Origin of the sequence: Pseudomonas sp. HY13-MNA-CIBAN-0226, from assembly GCF_040310305.1 — a bacterium.
Classification (GTDB): domain Bacteria; phylum Pseudomonadota; class Gammaproteobacteria; order Pseudomonadales; family Pseudomonadaceae; genus Aquipseudomonas; species Aquipseudomonas gregormendelii.
The window spans coordinates 225,954-250,927 of the sequence record NZ_JBEOPS010000002.1; the positions used below are offsets into that span (position 1 = coordinate 225,954).

The window sequence follows — 24,974 nt, forward strand, 5'->3', positions numbered from 1 at the left end:
CCTGCAGGCCTGTGAAGACAGATGAATTGATTGAGAAGACCGGCACGCCGGGCGCTCTTGCTTGCACCATCGAAACGGTATTCGAATAACAATCAATGAGAGACCGTGCGATGAAGAAAATCCGTGTAGTGCTGACAGTGTCAGTGCTGGCCGCCAGCATTGTCGGGGCGCTGCAATGGTCGCGAGGGCAAACCGGGGTTCAGGTGCAAGCCGCCGAAACCAGCGCCGGGCAGGGGGGGGCGAAAGTGGCGACGGCAGCGACCATCGCCGTCAACGCCAATACGGCGCACAACATGCCCCCCGTCGACCACGATGTGGAAGCCGATATCCAGCACGGCTTCATTGCCAGCCTCCCCGATGCCGAAACCACCGCTGCCGATGGTCACGTCGTCTACAGCCTCAAAGGCTATGAATTCCTCGACAACCCCGATGCGCCTGCAACGGTCAACCCGAGCCTGTGGCAGCAGGCACGAAAAAGCATGGCCAACGGCCTGTTCAAGGTCACCGACGGCTTTTATCAGGTGCGCGGCCTGGACCTGACCAACATGACCATCATCGAAGGCGAGACCGGCCTGATTATTGTCGACTGCAACCTGGCCACCGAGGTGGCGCGTGCCTCCCTTGAGCTGTATTACCAGCATCGGCCCCGCAAACCCGTGGTGGCAGTGCTCTACAACCACAGCCATGTCGATCACTTCGCGGGGATTCGCGGCATCGTCGATGAGGCGGATGTGAAGTCGGGCAAAGTGCAGATCATCGCCCCGGCAGGCTTCATGGCAACGGCGGTCGCCGAGAACGTCATGGCCGGCAACGCCATGAGCCGCCGCGCCGAGTACCAGTTCGGTACGACCTTGCCGCGCAGCGCCCAGGGCCAGATCGACCTGGGTGGCGCCAAGGCGCTGTCCAACGGCACCATCACCTTGATCCCGCCGACCATCGAGCTCAGTCAACCGGTGCAGACGCTGACCATCGATGGCGTGGAAATCGTCAACATGCTCGCACCGGGCACCGAGGCGCCGGCCGAGTTCATCCACTATTTTCCGCAATTCAAGGTGCTCGATACGGGCGAACTGGCGCTGCCGACCCAGCATCAATTGCTGACGTTGCGCGGCGCAACCATTCGCGATGGCCTGGCCTGGTCGAAGTACCTGAACGAAGCACTGCATCAGTTCGCGCCAGGTGCCGACATCCTGGTGGGGCAGCACGGTTGGCCGGTGTTCGGGCATGAGCGCGTGGTTAACTATCTGTCCAAACAGCGGGATATGTACAAGTGGCTGCACGACCAGTCGTTGCGGCTGATCAACAAAGGCTACAAGCCGGTCGAGATCGCCGAGTACATGCGCAGTCACGTCCCGGCAAGCCTTGCCAATGAAACCTTCACCCATGGTTTCTATGGTTCGGTGCAGCGCAACTCCAAGGCGGTGTACCAGCAATACATGGGTTGGTATGACGCCAATCCGGCGAATATGGATGCCTTGTCCGACGTAGATTACGGCAAGAAGTTCGTGGCCTATGGCGGCGGTGCCGACGCTGTTCTGGCCCGTGCGCGCAACGATTTCGCCCAGGGTGAATACCGTTGGGTGGCGCAGGCGATGAGTCATCTGGTTTTCGCCGAACCAGACAACAGCGCGGCGCGTGAACTGGCCGCTGATGCCCTGGAGCAGTTGGGATACCAGGCCGAATCGGCGGTTGAGCGCAATAGCTACCTGGCGGCCGCCATGGAGCACCGCAGCGGTGGCAAGACGCTCGCCTCGCCGTTGCGCACGGCCAGCCCCGACATGCTTCGGGCGCTGACCCTCGACAATATTTTCGATTACCTGGGTGTGCGCCTGAAGGCCGCGGATGTCGAGGGCAAGCACATTGTCCTCAACTGGAACTTCACGGACGTCGGCCCCTCGGGCACGCGCTACATGCTCAACCTGGAAAACTCGGCGCTGACCTACATCGCCGATTACAACGCCGAAAAAGCCGATGCCACCCTGACCCTGACGCGCGAGACGCTCAACGCGATCCTGGCGGAGACAGTGTCGCCGATCGAGGCGGTGTTCAAAGGCGACCTTAAGATCGACGGCAGCAAGATCGCGGTCTACCAGGTGCTGGGCGCGCTGGACAAATTCTCTCCGGACTTTGAGCTGGTCGGGCCCAATCCGCCTGCACAATAGGAGCCGTACCATGCACTCTGCGTTGCACGACAACGAAAACGACACCCAGACCACGGCCAATGCCGCGATTGACGGCGTCCGAGCGGTGCTGGCCCGGCAGCAGGCGGCATCCCGGATTGAGGGGCCGCCTTCGGCCGAGTTGCGAATCGAGCGCATCAACCGGGTCATCAAATTGTTGGTCGATCACCAGCAGCGACTGTGTGAAGCGCTGGCCCAGGACTTTACCTGGCGCAGCCATGACCAATCGCTGATGGCCGATGTGTTGTTGCCGATCCGCGGGCTCCAATATGCCCGTGATCATGTTCGCCGCTGGATGCGCCCAGAGCGCCGCAAAGCCGAACTGGGCGGTGGCTGGCTGGGCGCGAGGGCGCACATTCACTATCAGCCCCTGGGCACCATCGGCATCATTTCACCGTGGAATTTCCCGATAGCGATCGCTCTGGGGCCACTGGCCGAAGCGCTGGCGGCGGGGAATCGCGCCATCATCCTGTTCTCCGACCAGTCACCGGCCACCGCGGGTCTGTTGATCGAATTGCTCGCCGAGCAGTTCGATGACAGCGAAGTGGCGGGGTTTGTCGGCGGTGCCGAGTTGGGCGCGGGGTTTTCCGCGATGCCGCTCGATCATCTGGTGTTTACCGGCAGCCCACGGGTCGGGCGGTTGGTGATGCGCGCTGCGGCGCAAAACCTGACGCCGCTGACTCTTGAGCTGGGCGGCAAGTCGCCGACCATCATCGGGCGCGGTGCCAACCTGGAAAACGCCGCCCGACGAATCTGGGGTGGCAAGGGTGTCAGCGCCGGCCAGGCCTGCATCGCGCCGGACTATGTGTTTGTGCATGAAGATGACTGTGAACGCCTGTTGAGCTGCATGCAGGTCGAACTGCGGCGGATGTTCCCCACGCTGCTGGACAATCCGGACTACACGGCGATGGCGACGCCGGCGCAGTACCGGCGCATGCAAGCCTGCCTGCAAGATGCCCGTGAGCGATGCGTGCGCGTGATCGAGGTCAATCCGGGGGGAGAGGACTTGAGCGCTTCGCGCAAGATCGCGCCGACTCTGCTGGTTGATCCGCCGGACACCTCGCTGGCGATGCAGGAAGAAGTGTTCGGCCCGTTGCTGCCGATTCGCGGTTATCGCCACATCAATGAGGTGCTCGACTACATCAATGCTCATCCCCGGCCATTGGCGTTGTACTACTTCGGCGCAGACCGCGCCGAAGCCCGGCATGTGCTGGAGCGCACCCATTCCGGTGGTGCCTGCATCAACGAAGTCATGCAGCACCTGTTCCAGACTGATTTGCCCTTTGGAGGCTGTGGCCACTCGGGCTTCGGTCGGTATCGCGGCGGGTATGGATTCAAGGCGTTCAGTCTGGAGCGTTCGGTATTCACGCCGCCGCGCTGGGATGTCATGGGGCTGCTGCGGCCGCCATATGGCAGGCTTTTTCGCCGGGTGGTCGGCGCTCTGTTGAAACCTTGAATCAAGGGATCGCAGCCTGCGGCAGCTCCTACATGGAATGCGATCCCCTGTAGGAGCGGCCGAAGGCTGCGATCTCTTGATCTTCACCGCACAAAGGATTTCGTGAATGATCCCGTTGAAACCGCTTGTTCTGGCGATGGTGTGTTTCGCCTTCGGCACCCATGCTTTCGCCGCCCCCAAACCCCCGAACATCGTCGTACTGGTCGCCGACGACTGGGGCTATAGCGATGTCGGCGCCTTCGGCAGTGAAATCTCCACGCCGAATATCGACACCCTGGCGCGTGAGGGCGTGCGCTTTTCCGACTTCCATGTCACCGCCTCGTGCTCGCCGACGCGCTCGATGCTGCTGACTGGCGTCGACAATCATCGCAACGGCGTCGGCAACATGCCGGAAACCATGCCTGACGAACACCTGGGCAAACCCGGCTACAGCGGCGTTCTCAACGACAACGCAATCACCGTCGCCAGCCTGCTCAAGGACGGCGGTTATCACACCTATATCACCGGCAAATGGCATCTGGGTAAAACCCCGGACACCTTGCCTGGCAACCGTGGCTTCGAGCGATCATTCATCCAGGCCGACAGCGGCTCGGACAATTGGCAAGAACGGCCCTATGTGCCGCTCTACGACAAGGCCGCCTGGTTCGAGAATGGCCAGCCAGCCCATCTGCCCAAGGACTATTATTCCTCGACGTTCATCGTCGACAAGGCAATGGACTACATCGCCGCAGACCGCCACGACGGCAAACCGTTTTTCGCCTACCTGGGTTTTCAGGCCAATCACGTGCCGGTCCAGGCACCCATCGAGGTCATCGACAAATACCGCGGTCGCTATGATGAAGGCTGGACGGCGTTGCGCACCGCGCGTCGCGACCGGGCGGTGGAGCTGGGGCTGATTCCAGCGGGCGTCGGCCTGCAGACCATGGCCAGCACCGCGGACTGGAATGCGCTGGACGAACAGGAAAAACGCTACGAAGCGCGGCGCATGGAGGTCTATGCCGGCATGGCCGAAACCATGGACCAGGAAATCGGCCGTTTCATTGCCCACCTCAAAGCCAACGGCGAGTACGACAACACGGTATTCGTATTCCTGTCCGATAACGGCAGCGAGCCGACTGATCCTTACGCGATACCGGCCATCCGCTTGTGGCTGGAGATGAACTACACCCGCCAGCTGGAGCGTCTGGGCAGCAAGGGCGCGTTCACCAGCATCGGCCCGAGTTGGGCCAGCGCCGCCGCTTCGCCGCTCAGCGGTTACAAGTTCTTTGCCGGCGAAGGCGGGTTGCGCACGCCGTTAATCGTTGCTGGCGTGCCCGGCATGCAGGCCAACCACATCGCCAAAGCCTTCACCCATGTCACCGACATAGTCCCGACCTTGTTGGAGGTGGCCGGCGTTTCGGCGCACAACGGTGAGTACAAGGGGCAAGCCGTGGAGCCGATGATTGGCAGCAGCCTGGTGCCTGTGCTGCAAGGCATGGCTGAGCGCGTGCATCCAGCTGACCAGGCCATCGGTTATGAGCTCTCAGGCAGCGCAGCCCTGTTCAAGGGTGACTACAAACTGGTGAAAAGCCTGAAACCGGTGGGTGACGAACAGTGGCACCTCTTCAACATAGTTGCCGACCCCGGCGAAACGGTCGATTTGCAGGCCCAGATGCCGGAGCGCTTCCAAAGCATGCAGGCCGACTACGCCGAGTACGCCCGCGCCAACGGTGTGCTGCCGATGCCCGTCGGTTATGACTACATGCACCAGGGGCAGATGTATGCCCTCAAACACGTGGTGATCCCCAAGCTTAAAGCGGTCGCACCGCCAGCCGGGGTGATCGTCGGGTTGCTGGTCGGTGTGTGGGTATGGCGCCGTCGGCGCAAGAGGGGGGCTTGAGTGATGATTGATGAAGTGGACGAGTGGGGTCGTCGCCTGATCCACCGGCGCACGGTGCAATGCCAGGGTTTTTTGCGTGCCGACGGATTGTGGGATATCGAAGGCCGGCTCAGCGACAGCAAGACGCACCCGGTGACTTTGGCTGAAGGGCGGACAGTAGCGGCGGGGCAGATCTATCACGGCATGTTGATTCGTCTGACCCTGGACGATGATTTTTTTGTGCGTGAGGTGCAAGTGGGCATGCCGGACGTTCCCACCAGCGAATGCCGTGGCGCGGCAGCGGCTTATCAGCAACTGCTCGGCGAGCAAATCGGTCCGGGGTTCTCGCGACGCATCAAGACCCTGTTTGGCGGAATCGGCGGCTGCGTGCATTTGACCGAATTGCTGCTGCCGATCGCCACCACAGCGTTCCAGACCATTCCAATGGCACGTGCGATGGTAGCGCCGCGCACGGCGCAGGATACCGAGGCGTATCGCAACGCCACCGGCAAACTGATCAATACCTGTCATGCGTTGCGCGAAGACAGCCCCGTTGCCATTTTCCTGAAAAAATAGGTATTCAAAAGCAAGATCAAAAGATCGCAGCCTTCGGCAGCTCCTACCTTGGATGGTGTTTGTGTCGGGGCTGTGTCGGCGTTGTGTAGGAGCTGCGTAGGAGCTGTCGAGTGAAACGAGGCTGCGATCTTTTCAATCGCATTTGAATCCCACGCAAAAGATCACAGCTCCTGCACGCGTTGTTGTTCAAGCATGAGTCAGTCGTTCAACCTGCGCGTCGCTCAATCCGGTTTTTTGCAGGATCTGTAAGGTGTGTTCCCCCCGCTTGGGTACCGCGCCGGCTGAAGAGGGCGTTGACGAGAAGCGTGGCGCCGGTGCCGCTTGCAGCACGCCTCCTTCGCGCGAATACACGCCACGCTCGAGCATGTGCGGGTGGGTCAGCGCTTCGGCGGGTGTCAGCACCGGGGCGAAGCAGGCATCGCTGCCTTCCAGGAGATCGACCCAATGCTGGCGCGGTTGGCTGGCAAATACCGCGGCCAGGCGTTCACGCAGGGCGCCCCACAATCGCGGATCGTATGGGCTTTTGAAATCCACGTCTTCACCCAGGCCAAGCTTGTTGAACAGCAACGCGTTGAACTGCGGTTCAAGGGCTTGCACGCAGATGAACAGCCCGTCGGCGCACGCATAGGTACGCGCCCAATGCGCGCCATCGAGCAACCCGCAACCACGCTCCAGCGGCTGTTGCCCGGCCGAGTGCGCCGACAGCAAGAGGTTCATCAGGTTGGCGCTGCCATCGACGATCGCCGCATCCACGACCTGACCGATGCCGTTGGTACCGGCACTGATGATCCCGGCCAGAATGCCCATCGCCAGGTACAGCGCGCCACCGCCCAGATCGCCCACCAGGGTTGGCGGCGCCATCGGAGGCTGGCCAGCCTCGCCGCTGAACCACAGGGCGCCGGACAGCGCGATGTAATTGAGATCGTGGCCGGCTGCTTGCGCCAATGGCCCGTGCTGGCCCCAACCCGTCATGCGTCCGTAAACCAGCCTTGGGTTGCGCGCCAGACAGACCTCGGGACCCAGGCCCAGGCGCTCCATGACGCCCGGGCGCATGCCTTCGATCAGCGCGTCGGCGCCTTCTATCAGGCGCAGCACCGCGTCGACGGCGTCAGGGTCCTTCAGATCGAGGGCTATCGACTGTTTGCCACGATTGACGATGGCGTGCTTGCCAAGGTCAAGCAAGTCGCCGCCCTTGGTGCCGGCACGTTCGACCAGAATCACCTCGGCGCCCATGTCGGCCAGCAACATGCCGCAGAACGGCCCCGGGCCGATGCCAGCAATTTCGACGATGCGAACGCCGTCCAGTACACCCATGTGAGTACTCCTTTGGATCAACAGAAATGAGGGGGAAGGTCAAAAGATCGCCGCCTTCGGCAGCTCCTGCGGAGGGGGCGGGGCATCCACGTTGTCGAAGCGTGGACGAATCCGTGCAGAAGCTGGCGAAGACCGCCATTTTTTGCGGTTAACGTCGCAACAACAGGCCCGCCATCACGGCATGCAAAACCACGGCGGGCCACAGCAACAACCCAGTGCTGACAAACACGCCGATATACGCCAGGTACAACGCTATGGCCCCGTTGTAGAACTGCATCGAGCGCATGGCGGCAGTGCTTTGCGGCCGCGGCCGCGGCCAGCAGGCAATGCCGAGGCCGATGAGGGCCAGGCCGAAGAACCGTGCAAACAGGTTGGTCATTTCGGTTGCCACAATGCCCAACAACAGATGGCTGAACAGACCGGGAGTGAGCAGCAAGGCCACGCCGGTGGCAATTTCCACTACGACGCAAACCGTCAGCAGCTTATGCGGGGTGATGACGCGCGCTTGATTCATGATCGTCCTCCAATGATTCAGCGGCGCTGGCGGCACGCGCGTGCCGAATGAATTCGGCGGCTTTTTCACCGATCATCACGGTGGCCGCCGTGGTGCTGCATCCAATGATAGTCGGCATGATCGAGGCGTCGACCACACGCAGGCCCTCGAGGCCGTGGACCTTCAGGCGGGCATCGACGACCGCCAGGTCATCGCTGCCCATCTTGCAGGTGCCAACCGGGTGATAAAGGGTGTCGGAGCGGTTGCGCAGGACCTGTTCGATTTCGGCGTCGGTATTCATCGGTGTTTCAATCACGTCTCGAGGATTGAACGCCTTGAAGGCCTTGGTCGCCATGACTTTTGCAATCACCCGATAGCCCTTGATCAACGTCTTGATGTCGTCAGGATGGGTCAGGAATGCCGGGTCGATCAGCGGTGGAACCAGCGGGTCAGCGCTCGCCAGTTTCAGTTGGCCAACGCTTTTGGGGTGCAGCAGGCAGGCATGCACGCTCAGGCCGTGGCCGCGATACAGGGTGCGGCCATGGTCAGCAAACATGGCGATGGTCAGCGCCAGTTCAATGTCCGCCTGGGCCAGTTCCGGCGATGTCTTGACGAAGGCACATGCTTCGGCAAAGTTGCTGGTCAGCGGCCCCGTGCGCCGACGCCAGTAGCTGAACGCGGCTTTGGTGATGTCCCAGACGCCCGCCAGAGACAGGCCGATCAGGCGGCGTGAATTGACCCGGTAGGAGTGCACGTAGTCAATGTGGTCCACCAGGTTGCGGCCCACTCCGGGCAATTCATGCACCACCGGGATATCGAGTTTGAGCAAGTCGTCGCTGGGCCCCACCCCGGACAGCAACAGCAGCTGGGGAGAGTTGAACGCACCAGAGCTCAGAATCACCTCATGGCGCGCCTGCACGCTGCGTTTCACCCCGTTTTGCACGAAATCGATGCCCACTGCGCGTTTGCCGTCGAACACTATCCGTGTGGCGTGGGCATGGGTTTCGATGTGCAGGTTCGTCCGGTGGCGATTTGGCGTCAGATAGGCTTTGGCCGCGCTGCAACGCTGCCCATCTTTTTGCATCACCTGCACACGACCGAAACCTTCCATGGTCGCACCGTTCTGATCGGGACAGGGCGGGTAGCCCGCCTGTACGCCGGCTTCGACGAAGGTTTCGCCAAACGGATTGGGCGAGGAGTGGAAGCGCACGTTGAGCGGGCCGTTCTGCCCGTGCAGCTCATCCTTGAAGTGTTCGTTGTGCTCGGCGCGCTTGAAGAACGGCAGTACGTCCTGATAGCTCCACCCGTGGTTGCCCAGTGCCGCCCAGCGATTGAAGTCTTCGGGATGACCGCGGTGATAGGCCATGGCATTGATTGAAGAGCTGCCGCCGAGGGTCTTGCCCCGCGGCTGATATCCGATACGGCCGTTCAGACCCGCTTGCGGCACTGTCTGGTACTGCCAGTTATTGATCGAGGTGGGCACCATGGCCGCGACACCGGCGGGCATGTGCACCAGCACATGGGTGTCAGGACCGCCAGCTTCCAGCAGGCACACCGAAACGTCCGGATCTTCCGACAGGCGACTGGCAACCACGCAGCCGGCAGCGCCAGCGCCAACTACGATGTAATCGAATAGCGTGTTCTCGTTCATGCGTTCTTCTCTTTGTTCGATGCACAACTTCAATGCATTGTGGGGAGAAGAGCGCAGCGCCACTGGTCAATAGAATCAATTCGACGGTCACTGCGACAGGTGACTATCGCGCCAAGCACCGGAACATCAGGCACGAGCCCCCTGTCGGTGATTGACCTGATACCGAACACAGAGCGAGTATCGCCACTCTCAACCCTAACAGGCAGGCCCATGTCAGGTTCGAAAACGGATACGCCCGGCCACTCGGTATCATCGAGTGAAGAGACTCTGCAGCCCACGACCATCGGCAGCTACACAGTAGCCATTGCCCGGGCGCTGGAGGCCAGTGGTGTGGACAGCAAACGGATCTTCACCGCGATGGGTATTGCGCTGGATGTCTCGACCGATCCGATGAACCGGGTGCCCGCCGCGACGATGACGCGCCTGTTCCGAGCCTGCGTCGATGTGACCAACAACCCGTATTTCGGGCTCACCGTGGCCAAGCACATACACCTGACTCACCTGCACGCCCTGGGCTATTCCCTGGCAGCCAGCGGCACGCTGATGGATTTCTGTCGGCGGCTGGAGCGCTACTTCCGCCTGGTGTCCCAAGTCGCCCACGCCAGTGTCACCCAGGCTGACGATCAGGTCTCGATGCGCTTTGATCACTTGGTCGGGCTAAGCAGCGAAACCGAAGATGCATTCTTCGGCTTTCTGATTCGCACCATGCGCCTGCTCTACAAGCAGGAGTTCAAGCCCGTACGAGTGGAGTTGTGCCGCCCGATGCCTCATGAAGGGTCGGGTCCTTATGAGGCGTTGTTCCGGGCTCCTGTGCTGTTCGGCCAGGCTTCGAGCCTGCTGGTGTTCAACAAGGATGATCTGGCGCAAACACTCAGCGGCTCCTGCCCGGAACTGGCACAGGTCAACGACAACATCATCATCAGTTACCTGGCGCGCCTGGATAAAAGCGATGTGATCACCGGCGTGACCCAGAAGATCATCGAGTTCCTCCCGGACGGTGATTGCACTCGGGACAAGGTGGCCAGTGCCTTGTGCATGAGCCCGACCAAGCTGCAACTGAAGCTGTCCCAACGCGGCACCAATTTCCAGCAATTGCTCGATGATACCCGCAAGGAACTGGCCTGCAGCTACCTCAGCCAGGCATCCCGACCGGTCACGGAAATCACCTTCCTGCTGGGCTTCAGCGACACCAGCAACTTCACCCGCGCCTTCAAACGCTGGACCGGTTTGTCCCCGACGGATTTTCGTCAGCAAGGTTAAACGTGTCGCAACGGCCTCGCAACATGAGCACTTTGTCGTGCTCACGTTGCGCTGACCGATGATTTGGCGCAATTGACCGGCGACCTCCCCACCCCTCGCGATACAACAGCCTCGACCGATTCGGTCCTTGCTCTTCCGGAGCAGGGTGCGGTGCCGTAGTCGGCATTTTTCCTGAATGACTTTTCGTGAAACCACAGAGAAGGCGAGCACGCTAGATGAATAACAACAATAAGATCTGCCATCCAAATCTGCGGCGTGGGCTGCTGGCATCAGCCGTGCTTGCCGGGCTGGGACTGTCGCCTGTACAGGCGCTGGAGCTGGATACCGGCAACGAGGACTTGTCAGTACGCCTGGACAACACCTTCAAGTTCAACTACGCCCAGCGGGTCGAAGCGCCCAACAGCAAGCTGGCGAATTCGTGGAACAACAACGACGGTAATCGTAATTTTTCCTCTGGCAGCCCGGTTACCCAGCGCCTGGATGTGATGTCTGAGCTGGACGTGGTGTACCGCAAACAGATGGGTTTTCGCGTCAGCGCCAACAGTTGGTACGACCACGCCTACGATGATGTCGGCAGCGAAAACTCCGCGACCAACCAACTGAACAATGGCCAGCCCGATTCGCGTCACCTGAGCGGCTATGCCGATCGCTACTACAACGGACCGTCTTCGGAGATCCTCGACGCCTTCGTGTTCGGCAGTGTCGAAATAGGTGATGAATCGCTGCTGAGCGCCAAGGCCGGCAAGCACACCCTCTACTGGGGCGAAAGTGTGCTGGCGTTCGCCCATGGCAACAGCTACGGCCAGTCGGGGCTGGATTTGTCCAAGGCGCTCGCGGTTCCTGGCACCGAAGCCAAAGAGCTGTTCATTCCGCGCAACCAGTTGTCCAGCAGCTTCACGGTCAATCAGGAGCTGACCCTGGCGGCACAGTATTTCCTCGACTGGGACGCTGCACGCCTGCCGGAGTCCGGTACGTATCTGGGCTTCAACGACGGCATCCAGAATGGCGGTCACAACCTGTCTCTGATCGCTGCGCGTAATCCTCTGTTCGGTGTTCCGGGCCCGGCCGGTGCCAATCAGTTCCTGCGTCTCTCCAATGGTCACACCTCCACCCCTGATAACAGCGGCGACTTCGGGCTCATGGCCAAGTGGAGTCCTGCCTGGCTCGATGGCACCCTGGGCCTGTACTACCGCAAAACCTCGGACATCCTGCCCAACCTGGTGCTGCAACCGGTGGCAGTCGGATTACCGCAGTTGATTTCGGGCAACGTCGGCAGCTACAACCAGTTCTACGTGGATGACATCGACGTCTACGGTTTCAGCCTGTCGAAAAACGTCGCAGGCGTGAGCGTCGGTTTTGACCTCAACTATCGCCACAACATGCCGCTGTCCAGCGTTCCGGCCACCGTCAACCCGACACTGGGTGCGGCGAAGGCTCCCGGTTTTATCGCCAGCTTCAACGGCGAAAACGGCGTGGCGCGCGGCAACACCGTGCACGCGGTACTCAACGGCCTGACGACTTTTGGCGACACGCCCCTGTGGGATTCCTCCTCATTGCTGGTCGAGCTCGGCTACAGCCGCTGGCTGGACGTGACCGAGAACAAGCAACTGTTCAAGGGGGAGGATTGGTACAACGGGGTCGACAAGGTCTCCAAGGACAACTACATCCTGGGGATGAACTTCAACCCGACCTGGTATCAGGTGTTTCCCGGCATCGATATGTTCATGCCGGTCAGCTACAACGTCGGCCTCGCTGGCCAATCCTCCGTGCAATTGGGCGGCAACAAGGGCACCGGCAGCTATTCGGTCGGCGTCGGCATGGACGTGCGCAGCCAGTATCGCTTCGACCTCAAGTATGTCGACAACTTCGGCGATTTCGATACCTGCGACTCTGCCGGCAGCGCCGGCGCGCCAGGCGATGGTGCCGCACCGGGCGCAAACGGTCAGTACAACTGCGTTCCGGGCCAGACCACTGCGTTTGCCGGCACCGTGGCCCAGCTCAAGGATCGCGGCATGGTCACTTTCACTTTCAAAACCACCCTCTGATCCTCGAGCCGTGCGTTAACAGGAGACACCCATGAATTTCATTCAATCCGTATTGGCCAGCGCCCTGGCGTTGGCGGTTGCAAGCTCCGCCCACGCAGCGGTCAGCGCCGACCAGGCGGCCAAACTCGGCACCAGCCTGACGGCAGTCGGCGCTGACAAGGCGGCTAACGCCGATGGCAGCATTCCAGCCTACACCGGCGGCCTGACCACGATCCCTGGCGCATTCAAAGCCGGCGACTCGTTCCGTCCCGACCCGTTCGATGCAGAAAAGCCGCGCCTGGTGATCACCGCGCAAAACCTCGCCCAGCAGAAAGACAAACTTACCGCCACCTCCCAGGCGTTGCTCACTCGCTACCCGAGCTATCGACTCGACGTGTACCCAACCCATCGCACCGTTGCCCTGCCGCAAGCAGTACTGGACAACACCGCGAAAAACGCCTTGACCGCCAAGACCACTGACGGTGGCCTGGGCCTGGAAAACGCCTTGCCGGGCGTGCCGTTTCCGATCCCTGCCGACGGTAACGAAGCGATGTGGAACCACCTGCTGCGCTATCAAGGGCAGGCGATGACGAACAAGTACGACTCCTGGAACGTTGATTCCTCCGGTGCGGCGTCGTTGAGCTCCACGGGCGTTTTCAACATCGAATACCCGCTATACGCGCCCGGGCGTCCGGCAGGGCCGGTCGCAGCGGATGAAACCTTCTACAAGATCAAGCTGACTTACACCGGGCCGGCCCGGCGTGCCGGTGAAGCGCTGCTGCTGCTGGACTCGGTCAATCCGCTGAAGCAGCCACGGCGGGCCTGGCAATACCTGCCGGGGCAGCGTCGGGTGAAACTCGCGCCGGACCTGGCGTATGACACGCCGAACCCAGGCACTGTGGGTGCCGCAACCTACGACGACGCTTTTCTGTTCAACGGTGCGATGGACCGCTACGACTTCAAGCTGGCCGGCAAGAAAGAACTCTACGTGCCGTACAACACCTACAAGTTGAGCTACCACAAGGAAGCGGCCGACGTGATGAAAGCCAACCACGTCAATCCTGACCTGCTGCGCTGGGAGTTGCATCGGGTCTGGGTGGTGGAAGCCACGCTCAAGCCAGGCAAACGCCACATCTACAGCAAGCGCACCTTCTACCTCGACGAAGACAGCTGGATTGTCCTGGCTTCCGATGAATACGACGGCCGTGGCCAGCTGTACCGCGGTGGTTTCTCGCACCTGACCTACAGCTATGACGTACAGGCGCCGGACACTATCAACCACATGCTCTATGACCTGATATCCGGCGCCTACAACGTGAACGGTTTCTACGGCCCTTACGGCGGCCTGAAATACATCGCGCCACTGTCGAAGGCGCAATGGTCTTCCGAGTCGCTTGCGGGAACCGGTATCCGCTAAACCCCTACGCCCCTGTTGGAGCTGCCGCAGGCTGCGATCTTTTGATGTTGCACCATTAAAAGATCGCAGCCTCGCTTCACTCGGCAGCTCCGACAGGGGGCTGTGGTGTGCATACGAGATAATAATAATGACGATGATCAAGTGGTTCCTGCTGGTGGCACTGTCAGCGGCAATGGCGGTGCCGTTTACCCGTCCGGTGATTGCCGGCGACTTTGTCGATGTCCTCGATACGCCAGCGCTGCGTAGTGAATTGGCGGCGCACTCCCAGATGACCGGTCTGACCCGAGCCGGCGAGCGCCTGGTTGCCGTCGGCCAGCGTGGGCACATTCTGTATTCCGATGACGCCGGCCAGCATTGGCAGCAGGCCAAGGTACCGGTCAGTTCCGACCTGGTGGCCGTGCACTTTCCAGTCCCGCAGCAAGGCTGGGCGGTTGGGCATGATGGCGTGGTCCTGCACAGCAGCGATGCAGGCCAAACCTGGGTCCGCCAACTGGACGGACGCCAGGTCGGCCCGATCATGCTCGACTACTACCGCCAGCAGCTCGCCAGCCAACCGGAGGACGCCGACCTGCAGGCAAAGGTCGCAGAAGCGCAGCGCATGGTCGAGGAGGGCGCCGACAAGCCGTTCCTGGATGTGTGGTTTGCCAGCGAGCAGGTGGGTTACATCGTCGGTGCGTTCAATCTGATCTTCCGTACCGACGATGGTGGACTGCACTGGACGCCGTTGCTCGACCGTACCGATAACCCCGGCGCATTAAATCTCTACGCCGTGCGCCCTGCCGGTGATGACTTGTACATCGTCGGCGAGCAAGGCCTGGTGATGAAGCTGGATCGCGGCAGCGATCGTTTCATGGCGACTCGTACGCCTTACAACGGCAGCCTGTTCGGCGTCACCGGTAAACCCGGTATGGCGCTGGTGTTTGGTTTGCGCGGCAACGTTTTTCGCAGCACCGACGGCGGGACGAACTGGACCAGGATCGAGCTCGGCCTGCCCCTGAGTATCACCGCCAGCAGCGTCACCAGCGACGGCCGCAACCTGCTGGTCAGCCAGGCCGGCCATGTGCTGGTGAGCGCTGATGAGGGTCGCAGTTTTCAACTCCAGGCCAACACCGTGCTGGCTCCGGTGGCCGCCGCGCAGGTGGACAGTGGAGGCTCACTGGTACTGGCAGGCACTCGCGGCCTGCGTCAACTGCCCCTCGAATAAGCCTGGCACTAATAAGAGAACAACATGATGGGTCACTACGAACTCGAAACAATGCCGGTGGTGCGCGAGCTCAAGGGCTTTGACCCGCGCTCCGGGAACCTGCTGGAGCGGCTGATTTTCAACAACCGCCTGTGGGTGGTGCTGGCTTGCCTGCTGGTCACGGTAGTCCTGGGTTACTTCGCTGCCACGCGGCTGACGCTCAACGCCAGCTTTGAAAAAATGCTTCCGCAGAGCCAGCCCTTCATCCAGAACTACCTGGCGAATCGTCAGGCCCTGCGTGGCCTGGGCAACGCGGTGCGGGTGGTGGTGGAGAGCAGCGACGGCGATATTTTCGACCCGCACTATCTGGATGCGCTGAAGGAAATCAACGACGAATTATTCGTGACCCCGGGCGTTGACCGGGCATGGATGAAGTCGCTGTGGACTCCGGCCGTGCGCTGGACCGAAGTCACCGAGGAAGGCTTTCAGGGCGGGCCGGTGATGCCCGACTCCTATGACGGGTCAGCGCAGGGCGTGCAGCAACTGCGGCAGAACATCGCCCGTTCTGGGATCGTCGGCAGCCTGATTGGCAACAACTTCAAATCGAGCATGATTTTCGTACCGCTGCTGGAGAAAGACCCGGTTACCGGGCAGGCCATCGACTACCACCAGTTTTCGAAAGTCCTGGAAGAGAAACTGCGCGACAAGTACGAGTTTGCAGGCGGCGCCCGTGTGACGGGGGAAGAGGGCAAGGGGCCGCTGAAGATCCGCGTGATCGGCTTCGCCAAACTGGTGGGCGACCTGATCGATGGTCTTGTGCAAGTGATGCTGTACTTCGGCGTCGCTGCGGTGATCGCCACCTTGATCATCTTCTATTTCACCCGCTGCGTGCGCAGCACCGCGCTGGTGATCATGTGTTCGGTGATTGCGGTGGTCTGGCAGCTGGGCCTGGTTGCGTTGTGCGGTTTTGCCCTGGACCCGTTTTCGATTCTGGTGCCGTTCCTGGTGTTCGCCATCGGCGTGTCTCACGGCGCACAGAAGATGAACGGAATCATGCAGGATGTCGGACGCGGCACTCATCAGTTGGTCGCTGCCCGTTACACCTTCCGCCGTTTGTTCCTCGCCGGCCTGACCGCGTTGCTGGCCGATGCGGTGGGTTTTGCCGTGCTGATGCTGATCGATATTCCGGTCATCCAGGACCTCGCGATCACTGCCAGCCTTGGCGTAGCGGTTCTGATCTTCACCAACCTGGTGCTGCTGCCTGTGTTGCTGTCTTACTGGGGAGTGAGTCGCAAGGCCGCCGAACGCAGTTTGCGTGCAGAGAACAAGGAACTGCGCGGCAAAGGCATGGGTGCCCTGTGGAGCTTTCTCGACAGGTTCACCGAGCGTCGCTGGGCGACCGGCGCCGTTGTGGTGTCCGGCTTGCTGGCGGTGGGCGGGATAGTCGTCAGCCATCACCTGAAGATCGGTGACCTTGATCCCGGCGCGCCTGAGCTGCGTTCGGACTCGCGCTACAACCGCGACAATGCCTATATTACGGCCAACTATTCGCTGTCCAGCGACCAATTCGCAATCATGCTCAAGACGCCCACGGAAGGCTGTCTGAAATACGAAAGCCTGGTGGAGGCCGATCGCCTGGGCTGGCTCTTGCAGCAGCAACCAGGCGTGCAAACCACCGTTTCGCTGGTCAATGCGGTGCGGCAGATCACGGCGGGTTCCTATGAAGGAAACCCGAAAATGCTGACCATCGCCCGCAATCAGAATGTCCTGAACTACGGCGCACAACAGGCCTCCGTGAGCAGCCCGGACCTGTTCAATAACGATTGTTCGATGATGCCGATCGTGGCGTACCTGTCGGACCACAAGGCCGAGACTCTCGACCGTGTGGTCCAGGTGGCCGAAACCTTCGCCCGCGAGCACAGCAATGGCGAACGCCAGTTCATGCTGGCCGCTGGCAGTGCCGGCATCGAGGCTGCGACCAATATCGTGGTGCGCGACGCCAACCGCACCATGTTGCTTTACGTCTACGCCGCAGTGATCGTGCTGTGCTTCGTCACCTTCCGCAGTTGGCGGGCGGTAGTGGTGGCGGTGGTGCCGTTGATGCTGACCTCGATCCTCTGCGAAGCCTTGATGGTCTGGCTGGGCATGGGTGTGAAAGTGGCGACCTTGCCGGTCATAGCACTGGGGGTGGGCATCGGCGTGGATTACGCGTTGTACCTGCTGAGCGTGCAACTGGCGCAGCAGCGTGCCGGCCTGTCCCTGACCGAGGCCTACCGCAATGCCGTGGCGTTCACCGGCAAGGTGGTGGCACTGGTCGGCATTACCCTGGCCGCTGGCGTGATTACCTGGGCCTGGTCCCCAATCAAGTTCCAGGCCGATATGGGCATCCTGCTGACGTTCATGTTTATCTGGAATATGGTCGGGGCGTTGATCCTGATTCCTGCTCTTTCGCATTTTCTCTTGAGGAATCTGGGTGACAGAGCGAGTTGAGGCTATCGTTGGCTACTACCCAGCCCGCTTTCAGGGCCGGGTAACGTCGCATTCGCGCCTTGGCAGGCGATGTAGTGTTATTCGCGATAGCTTGTAGTGGGGCTCGCGATTGGTCTTCCGGTCGGCGTCTGTTTAAGGTTTCTTCAGGACTTTTCATCTGTAGCGGAACAGCATGCGTTATCGACGTCTCGACCTGAACCTTCTGGTGGCCCTGGACGCCTTGCTCAGCGAATGCAGTGTGAGCCGGGCGGCGGAGCGCTTGTGCCTGGGCCAGTCTGCGGCAAGTTCAGCGCTGGGGCGCCTGCGCGAACACTTCAACGACCCGTTGCTGGTGCAGGTTGGGCGGCGGCTGGAGCCGACAGCGCTGGGCCTGGAGCTGCTGCCGAAAGTGCGTGAGGCCCTGGCGCTGACACGGGACATCGTCGATTCGCCGGTCGGGTTTGACCCGGCCACCTGTACCCGCCAATTCACGTTGGTGGCCTCGGATTATGTGGTGGGAGTACTCCTGCCTGCCGTAAGTCTTGAGTTGGCACGAGTTGCTCCCGGGGTGCGATTGAGCCTGCGCGACCTGCCTGCACCGCGCGACGGTGACGTGGTCAGCGAGGCGCTGGATTACCGTCGCAGTGATGCCGTGATAGTGCCGCAGCGCCGCTTGAATCCGGCGTATCCCCACGTGGCGCTGCTCAACGATGAGTTGTGCTGCATCGTCTGCGCGGGGCAGGCGCAGTTTGCCGATGGCCTGAGCCTGGCCAGCTACTGTGCGGCGGAACATGTGGTGCGCGAATTCTCCGACGGGCGAAACCTGGCGATGGATGCCGTGCACCTGCAGGAGCTTGGCGTGCAACGGCGAGTCGCGGTGGCCGTGGAAAGCTTTGCGCTGATTCCGGAGTTTGTGATGGGTACCGCTCGTATCGCTACGGTGTTTCGCCGTCAGGCCCAGGGTTTTGCCCGGCGTTACCCGCTGCGCATCCACCCCGCACCGCTGGCGTTTCCCGCCTCGACCCAGGTGCTGCAGTGGCACCCTTACCAGGAACATGATCCGGCGATGCGCTGGTTGCGCCGACTGCTGGTAGAGCAGGCGGCGATGCTCGATCAGCCTGGAGGTTGATCGCCGGTGTCCGCTATCAAGCCGACCTGATCGATGGCCTGCACTGCACAGCGTTCGTCGTTGTCCGAGGTATCGCCACTGATGCCGATGGCGCCGATGAGTTGCCCCTGGGCATTACGAATCAGTACACCGCCTGCCACGGGAATCACTTCGCCGCCGGTCAAACTGTTGATCGCATCAAAAAATGCCGGCATCGCTTGCGCACGCCTCGCCAGTTCACGTCCGCCGAAACCCATGCCCAGGCAGCCGCGAGCCTTGCCAGTGGCGATTTGCGGGCGCAGGAAACTGGCGTGTTCATCGCGCAGTACGGCCAGTGGATGACCAGCGGTGTCCAGTACGGCTGCGGCCATGGGCTTGAAGCCCGCTTGACGGGCGAGGCGAATGGCACGGCTCGCCAGGTCTGTGGCGGTGAGCAGATCGAGTTGTTGCATGTCAGCAGTCCTCATAAGGCCCACTTGCCCAACTGGGCTACGCGGTCGCGAGTGTACAGATCGGTCCATTTCAAAGAGTTGAAGTCGCTGACCTGCTTGGGGTTGTAGGGGCTGCGCTCCATGCTTACCGGCTGGCCGCCCTTGTACACGGCTTTCAGGCGAGAGCGATCCTGCAGCAGACGGATGTCCTGTAATGGCGAGCCGTCGAGCAGCAGGAAGTCGGCCTGTTTCCCTACTTCCAGAGTGCCCAGGGTCTCGCCCCGTGGCATGCAGCGCGCGCCGACGTTGGTGGCTGCATGCAGGGCTTCGGCCGGGGTAAAGCCCAGCCGCGTCACCAGCAATTCCAACTCGCGGGCGTGCCACTCGCCGTATGGCGTCACCGCAAAGCCGCTGTCACTGCCGCAGGCGAACGGGATGCCGGCCGCTTTCGCGCGTTTGAGCACGGCCGAGCCGATCTCCAGGGTTCGAGCGCAGTATCCGGCGTAACCGGTGGTGATGGCCGGGTCGTGGGGCTGGCAGAAATCCACGGTGTTCTGCGGAAACGTCATGGTGGGGGCCAGGATGCTGCCGGCTTCGAGCAAGGCTTCGATGCACGCGTCGTCCATGTAGAACGCGTGGAAGACCAGATCGACGCCGGCGCGCGCGGCGTACATCACCGCCTCGCGACCGTAGGCATGGGTGGCGACCTTGCAGCCCAGGCGATGGGCCTCGGCCACCATTTCGTAAGTTTCTTCGGCGGTGAACGCCGCGATGATCTCACCGTCGGGGCGGCGATGGGTGCCGTCCATGGCAATTTTGATCAGGTCGACGCCATCCTTGGCTTGTTTGCGGATTTCCGCCAAGGCATCGCTGCGGCTGGTCACCAGGCATGCGGTGAAAAATTCCGGGGCACCCATGCGGCTCGGGAACCAGTCGTTGAGGCTCTGCCGATTGGTGATGACCCGGCTGCTGGCGGCAATTCGCGGCCCTTCGAACAACCCGGCGCCGATGGCGTTGCGCACGGCGATGCTGAGCTGGCCACTGTCGCCGGGGCACACCATGCTGGTGACGCCGGCCGCTAGCACATGCTGGGCGAAGAACATGCCGCGCAGGGCGCGGAACTCGTCGCTGGTCCAGATATCGATGTCTTCTTCGCTCTGTGCATTGCCGAATGCCAGATGGGTGTGCACATCCACCAGGCCTGGCATGACAAAGTTGTCACCGGCATCCACCACGGTGTCGCCGGGTCGAGGTGCAGGCGCGGACAAGGTCGGGCCGACGTAACTCAGCAGACCGTTTTCTACCACCAGGGTTTGTTGCTGACGGGTGTCGAGGCCGGTGCCGTCGAACAGTGTCTGGCATTTCAGGTGCAGGCTAGGCATGGGGTTTTTCGCTTGGCTGATTGTTATGCGAAAAGAGGCTAGGGGCGCGGGCAGGTTCAACACCAACAGATTGCATCGATGGCGACGTATTGACCGGGTCAATAGGTCTGCAAGCCTTGGTTTACTGGGCTTGTGGACGATGGATGGTGTCGGAGGGAGAGTATCGCGAGTCACGATGGCAGGCATCTTCATCGACGATTTTTACTGCGCAGGTGCGGCGTTTATGGTGCGCGCTTGTCAATCCACCGAGAGTCAGGAAGATGCCTGTGAAAACCCAACTGCTGCAATTGGAAACCGAACGCCGCCGGGCGCTGGTCGAAGAGGATTATGCGCGAGTCGCCGAGCTGTTCGCCGATGACCTGGTGTACGTACACACCACCGGCCTGGTGCAAGGCAAGGCCGACTACCTGGACTACGCCCGGAGCGCGGTGCAATACCTGGCCATCGAACGAGGCGAATTGCAGATTCGCTTTTATGGCGAGCGCCTGGCGGTCATGACCGGACCACAGTGCAACACCTTGCAGAAGCGTGGCGGCGACCAGCTGATTCGAGGTGAAGGGTTTGCCACACAGGTGTGGGCCTTGGGGGAGAATGGTTGGCAGATCAGCTCGTTCCACGCTACCCGCCTATTCAGTTAAGGCTTTTTGCAGGAGCGAGCTTGCTCGCGAAGAACTCATAGGCAGCGCGTTTTCCCAGGTTTCCCGCGTTGTCTTTGACGTTTATCGCGAGCAAGCTCGCTGCTACACGTCCGGGGCTTTAAAATCTGTCAGCCAACGTGACCACCCAAGTTTTCAGCCACCCAGTCTGCAATGTACTGTCCGGCGTTAATGCTGTTATCAAAGCTTGAATGCTGCACCCCACCTTCGCGCTCAGTGAATATTTTCAGCTCGCGCTTGGGGCTGTTGACCAGTTGCTCATAGGTGCGATGCGCCCACTTCAATGGAATCTGTGAATCCTTTTCCCCGTGGGTCACCAGGAACGGCACCTTGATCCGGTCCAGCACGCCGTCCAGGTGGACGTTCTCGGCGATGCTCATGAACTCGTCGACATCGTTCGCGCCCCACACCCAGCACACGTGCGACCAGTAATGCGGTACCGGGAAGCTGCCTTCTTTTTCCAGGCGACGTTTTTGCACATCTCGCCAGTCGTGGTTCGCGCCCCATACCACGCCGCAAGCGAAGCGCGGTTCGAAGGCCACGGCGCGCGGGCAGTAATAACCGCCCAGCGAGACACCTTCCATGCCGATACGCCGGGCATCTACATCGCTGCGGGTTTCCAGCCAGTCGACGACGCGGCTGGCCCAGTGCTCGCTGTCGTAACGGGCAATCAGGTTGTGCAGGCGCAAGGCTTCACCGGTGCCCGGTTGGTCGATGATCAGCGAAGACACTCCGCGTTTGGCCAGCCAGGCGGGGAGGCCGACGCGGTATTTCATTTCCTTGGTCGAATCCAGTCCGTTGACCTGCACCAGGATCGGCGCCGGCCCGCTCACGCCTTCGGCGCGGACCAGCAAGCCGGAAACATGTGCGCCCTCGTAGGGGATTTCCACTCGCTCGCAGTTCTCCCGGGACAGTTCGATGCCGCGTTTGAACGTCTGCAGGAAGCGCTGGTACAGCTCGGTACGACCCGCTGCGCCATGGGCCTGCAGGCGCTCGCAGGTGAGGTAGTAGGTGGCGGCGCGGTTGTATTTTTCACCCGCTGACAACAGCCGGCCCGACGTTTCGTCTTCCTCGGCCAGGCCGCAGAGTTTGTCGGCCATTTTCGCCCAGGTCTCGCGGAAGGCTTTTGTACCGGCGGCGTCGGGTTGGCGGGCAGCCTCCTGCAGCGGCGCGCACATCTCTTCGATTTCGCCCATGCGGGCGCCCATCTCGATGGCCAGGTCGACAGAAAGATTCCACACGTAGTTGGTTGGGAAATAGCGGAACATGGTTTTTGTTGTCCTTATGGTTGCCTTGGCGTTAACACGGCACGTTAAGGACGACCCAACTATTTGGCCAATCGTGACGCGGGATGGGAGGTATCGCGAGCGGCGATAGGATGCTCCTCAAGGTGCTGGATGAATTCGCTGATGCGATCGCGCAGCCAGCGATGCATGGGGTCGCCGTCCACGCTGCGGTGCCACAGCATCACTTCACGCATCACCGGTATCTTCACCGGCGGCTGCAGGATCCGCAGCGGCAGATGCTCGGCGTACAACCGCGCCAGCCGCTGGTGCATGGTCGCGATGCGCTGGGTGCCGACGACCAGCTGCGGCAGGGTGTTGAAGTCGTTGGTAATCACTTCCAGCCGGCGATTGAAGCCGTACTGGTTCATGAACCATTCCTCGATACTCATGTGCCGGGTGCGCCCGAAACCGACTGAGACGTGGCCCATTTCCATGTACTGCTCAAGCGTCAGGCTGTCCCCCACTTGCGTATTGCCCTGCCATACCACGCACACGTGTTCTTCCTCGAACAGCAGCTTGGAAGGGTGGCCGTCGAGGGTGTAGCGCTCCGGCACGATCATCAGGTCGACCTCGCCGCGAACCAGCAACTCGCCGGAGTTATCGCTGGGGCCGAGCATCTCGAAGGTGATGTTGGGCGCTTCCTGGTGGATTTTCTGAATCACCTGGGCGAACAGCACGCTGATCAGATAGTCCGAGGTCACCAGCCGAAAGTGGCGCTTGCTGGTGGTGGGGTCGAACACCGGTTTGGCGGTGATGGACGACTGGATGGTCAGCAGCACTTCACGTACCGGCTTGGCCAGTTCCAGCGCGTAGTTGGTGGGCTGCATCTTGCGCCCCACCTGCACCAGCAACTCGTCTTCGAAATAGCTGCGCAGGCGTCCCAATACGCCGCTGGTTGCGGACTGTGTCATGTGCAGACGTTCGGCGGCGCGGGTGATGTTCTGCTCTTCGAGCAATACATCGAGCGCCACCAGCAGGTTCAGGTCCAGGTGATTGAAACGCATCAGGCACGTCCATTGTTGTATTTATTTTCGCGATACATTCGGACGAATACAGTGCCGCGTCAAGCCTGCCTCAAGTCAATCTGCCGTTGCATCAGGTATCGCGTTTGCTGATAGGTCGCATCCCGACATGCGATTAGTCAGCTGCCCAGGCTCCAGTCAATCTTCGCCGCAGTCGGGCCTTGAGCCGACACCACCACCGGGTTCGTTGCCAGGCTGATCCTGACGCTGAGCGTTCAGCTGCCGTTCCCGGATCATAATTTCAATGGAGTGGTTGCCATGAACATCATTGGCCTTGATGCCCTGATTTTTGGCGTCGATGACATCCAAGCCTGTACCGATTGCCTGCGTGACTACGGCCTTGAGCCGATTGCCGTGAGCAGTGAGGGCGGGCGGTTTGAAGCACTGGACGGCACTGCCGTGATCATTCGCCGAGCCGACGACCCCGGGCTGCCGGCGGCCATCGGCCCGGCGCCGTCAATTCGCGAAACCGTATACGGTGTCGCCAGCAGCGCTGACCTCGACGCGATCGAAGACGAACTGGCCCGGGATCGCCAGGTCAGCCGCAGCCCCGATGGCGTGCTGCACAGTGTCGATGACATGGGCTTTGCCATCGCCTTCCAGGTCACGGTGCGCAGGGCGTATACCGCCCCGGACGACCTGACCAATGCCGCCGGCCACGCGCCGCAGCGACCTCTCAACCAGCCGGGGATCACCCTCGACATGAGCGCGGCGCCGCGCACGTTGTCCCATGTGGTGTATTTCGTTCCGGACGCGGCCAAGGCCGAGGCGTTCTACGCCGAGCGCCTGGGTTTCAAGACCACCGACACCTTCATCGGTGCCGGGCCGTTCATGCGCCCGGCCGGTTCTGATGATCATCATTGCCTGTTCATGATCCAGACCCCGCCGCACATGAAAGGCTGCGAACACTTCACCTTCCACATGGGCAGCGGCACCGAAGTGCTGTTGGCCGGCACCCGCTTCGAGCAAAAAGGCTGGACCAGTTTCTGGGGCCCGGGCCGGCACCTGTTTGGCTCCAACTGGTTCTGGTACTTCAACAGCCCGCTGGGTTGCCACATCGAATACGACGCCGACATGGACAAGCACGATGACGCCTGGGAGGCGCGCCGCGCGCCGCTGTCGGCGGATAACTCGCAGTTGTTCCTGTTCAACTCGAAAGAGAAATGGGCGCCCGGTGGCCCGCCACCCAAGCTCGGTTGAAGGCGGGT

Annotated in this window: 19 protein-coding genes; 12 read left to right on the forward strand and 7 right to left on the reverse strand. The window is 61.2% G+C overall.

All coding sequences use genetic code 11. From position 1 onward, the window contains the following. Positions 1-110 precede the first annotated feature (110 nt). From AAEZ05_RS03225 to AAEZ05_RS03240, 4 genes are all read left to right on the forward strand, one after another. Positions 111-2,162: an alkyl/aryl-sulfatase gene (locus AAEZ05_RS03225; RefSeq protein ID WP_350646600.1), complete on the forward strand. Its 2,052-nt coding sequence runs from the start codon at positions 111-113 to the stop codon at positions 2,160-2,162. Positions 2,163-2,172: 10 nt separating this feature from the next. Beyond that, entirely contained in the window at positions 2,173-3,636 is a 1,464-nt protein-coding gene (locus tag AAEZ05_RS03230; RefSeq protein WP_350646601.1) for a coniferyl aldehyde dehydrogenase, read from the forward strand. A gap of 106 nt (positions 3,637-3,742) precedes the next feature. Beyond that, the gene (locus tag AAEZ05_RS03235) at positions 3,743-5,515 is read left to right on the forward strand and encodes an arylsulfatase (RefSeq protein ID WP_350646602.1); all 1,773 of its coding nucleotides are present in this window, start codon (positions 3,743-3,745) and stop codon (positions 5,513-5,515) included. Positions 5,516-5,518: 3 nt separating this feature from the next. Further along, positions 5,519-6,070: a DUF2889 domain-containing protein gene (locus AAEZ05_RS03240; protein ID WP_045059616.1), complete on the forward strand. Its 552-nt coding sequence runs from the start codon at positions 5,519-5,521 to the stop codon at positions 6,068-6,070. Positions 6,071-6,256: 186 nt separating this feature from the next. Here the strand turns inward: AAEZ05_RS03240 and AAEZ05_RS03245 are convergent, their stop codons facing one another. The 3 genes from AAEZ05_RS03245 to AAEZ05_RS03255 all read right to left on the reverse strand — a co-directional run bounded on the left by AAEZ05_RS03245 (position 6,257) and on the right by AAEZ05_RS03255 (position 9,528). Continuing rightward, a complete protein-coding gene (locus AAEZ05_RS03245) occupies positions 6,257-7,384 on the reverse strand; it encodes a CaiB/BaiF CoA transferase family protein (protein WP_350646603.1) in 1,128 nt (375 codons plus the stop codon). Positions 7,385-7,532: 148 nt separating this feature from the next. Beyond that, positions 7,533-7,898: a hypothetical protein gene (locus AAEZ05_RS03250; protein ID WP_350646604.1), complete on the reverse strand. Its 366-nt coding sequence runs from the start codon at positions 7,896-7,898 to the stop codon at positions 7,533-7,535. After that, the gene (locus AAEZ05_RS03255) at positions 7,867-9,528 is read right to left on the reverse strand and encodes a GMC family oxidoreductase (protein WP_350646605.1); all 1,662 of its coding nucleotides are present in this window, start codon (positions 9,526-9,528) and stop codon (positions 7,867-7,869) included. The genes AAEZ05_RS03250 and AAEZ05_RS03255 overlap by 32 nt, the downstream gene beginning before the upstream one ends. 210 nt (positions 9,529-9,738) lie before the next feature. Between AAEZ05_RS03255 and AAEZ05_RS03260 the strand changes: the two genes are divergently transcribed. The 6 genes from AAEZ05_RS03260 to AAEZ05_RS03285 all read left to right on the forward strand — a co-directional run bounded on the left by AAEZ05_RS03260 (position 9,739) and on the right by AAEZ05_RS03285 (position 19,010). Beyond that, positions 9,739-10,788 (forward strand): AraC family transcriptional regulator, encoded by a 1,050-nt coding sequence (locus tag AAEZ05_RS03260; protein ID WP_350646606.1) that lies wholly within the window; start codon positions 9,739-9,741, stop codon positions 10,786-10,788. Positions 10,789-11,003: 215 nt separating this feature from the next. After that, positions 11,004-12,833 (forward strand): DUF1302 domain-containing protein, encoded by a 1,830-nt coding sequence (locus AAEZ05_RS03265; protein WP_045059564.1) that lies wholly within the window; start codon positions 11,004-11,006, stop codon positions 12,831-12,833. 31 nt (positions 12,834-12,864) lie between these two features. Next, the gene (locus tag AAEZ05_RS03270; RefSeq protein ID WP_350646607.1) at positions 12,865-14,229 is read left to right on the forward strand and encodes a DUF1329 domain-containing protein; all 1,365 of its coding nucleotides are present in this window, start codon (positions 12,865-12,867) and stop codon (positions 14,227-14,229) included. Positions 14,230-14,356: 127 nt separating this feature from the next. Next, on the forward strand, positions 14,357-15,433 hold the full coding sequence (locus AAEZ05_RS03275; protein WP_350646608.1) for a WD40/YVTN/BNR-like repeat-containing protein: 1,077 nt from the start codon (positions 14,357-14,359) through the stop codon (positions 15,431-15,433). 27 nt (positions 15,434-15,460) lie between these two features. Continuing rightward, positions 15,461-17,902, forward strand: coding sequence for an efflux RND transporter permease subunit (locus AAEZ05_RS03280; protein ID WP_350646654.1), 2,442 nt, complete (start codon positions 15,461-15,463; stop codon positions 17,900-17,902). Between the two features lie 172 nt (positions 17,903-18,074). Next, on the forward strand, positions 18,075-19,010 hold the full coding sequence (locus tag AAEZ05_RS03285; protein ID WP_350646609.1) for a LysR family transcriptional regulator: 936 nt from the start codon (positions 18,075-18,077) through the stop codon (positions 19,008-19,010). Here AAEZ05_RS03285 and AAEZ05_RS03290 read toward each other — a convergent pair. Both AAEZ05_RS03290 and AAEZ05_RS03295 read right to left on the reverse strand, forming a co-directional pair. Continuing rightward, positions 18,995-19,441 (reverse strand): GlcG/HbpS family heme-binding protein, encoded by a 447-nt coding sequence (locus AAEZ05_RS03290; RefSeq protein WP_045059570.1) that lies wholly within the window; start codon positions 19,439-19,441, stop codon positions 18,995-18,997. The two genes, AAEZ05_RS03285 and AAEZ05_RS03290, sit on opposite strands and share 16 nt — an antisense overlap. Before the next feature lie 11 nt (positions 19,442-19,452). Next, on the reverse strand, positions 19,453-20,802 hold the full coding sequence (locus tag AAEZ05_RS03295) for a metal-dependent hydrolase family protein (RefSeq protein ID WP_350646610.1): 1,350 nt from the start codon (positions 20,800-20,802) through the stop codon (positions 19,453-19,455). 266 nt (positions 20,803-21,068) lie between these two features. Between AAEZ05_RS03295 and AAEZ05_RS03300 the strand changes: the two genes are divergently transcribed. Continuing rightward, positions 21,069-21,440, forward strand: a complete 372-nt coding sequence (locus tag AAEZ05_RS03300; RefSeq protein ID WP_442963625.1) for a nuclear transport factor 2 family protein — start codon at positions 21,069-21,071, stop codon at positions 21,438-21,440. A gap of 128 nt (positions 21,441-21,568) precedes the next feature. On the opposite strand, the gene AAEZ05_RS03305 is transcribed toward AAEZ05_RS03300, so the two are convergent. After that, positions 21,569-22,726 carry an alpha/beta hydrolase family protein gene (locus AAEZ05_RS03305; RefSeq protein ID WP_350646611.1) on the reverse strand — a complete coding sequence of 386 codons (1,158 nt, stop codon included), beginning with the start codon at positions 22,724-22,726 and terminating at the stop codon, positions 21,569-21,571. Positions 22,727-22,785: 59 nt separating this feature from the next. After that, positions 22,786-23,748: a LysR family transcriptional regulator gene (locus AAEZ05_RS03310; protein WP_350646612.1), complete on the reverse strand. Its 963-nt coding sequence runs from the start codon at positions 23,746-23,748 to the stop codon at positions 22,786-22,788. 276 nt (positions 23,749-24,024) lie between these two features. On the opposite strand from AAEZ05_RS03310, the gene AAEZ05_RS03315 reads away from it, so the two are divergent. After that, positions 24,025-24,966: a VOC family protein gene (locus tag AAEZ05_RS03315; RefSeq protein WP_350646613.1), complete on the forward strand. Its 942-nt coding sequence runs from the start codon at positions 24,025-24,027 to the stop codon at positions 24,964-24,966. Positions 24,967-24,974: the final 8 nt, after the last annotated feature.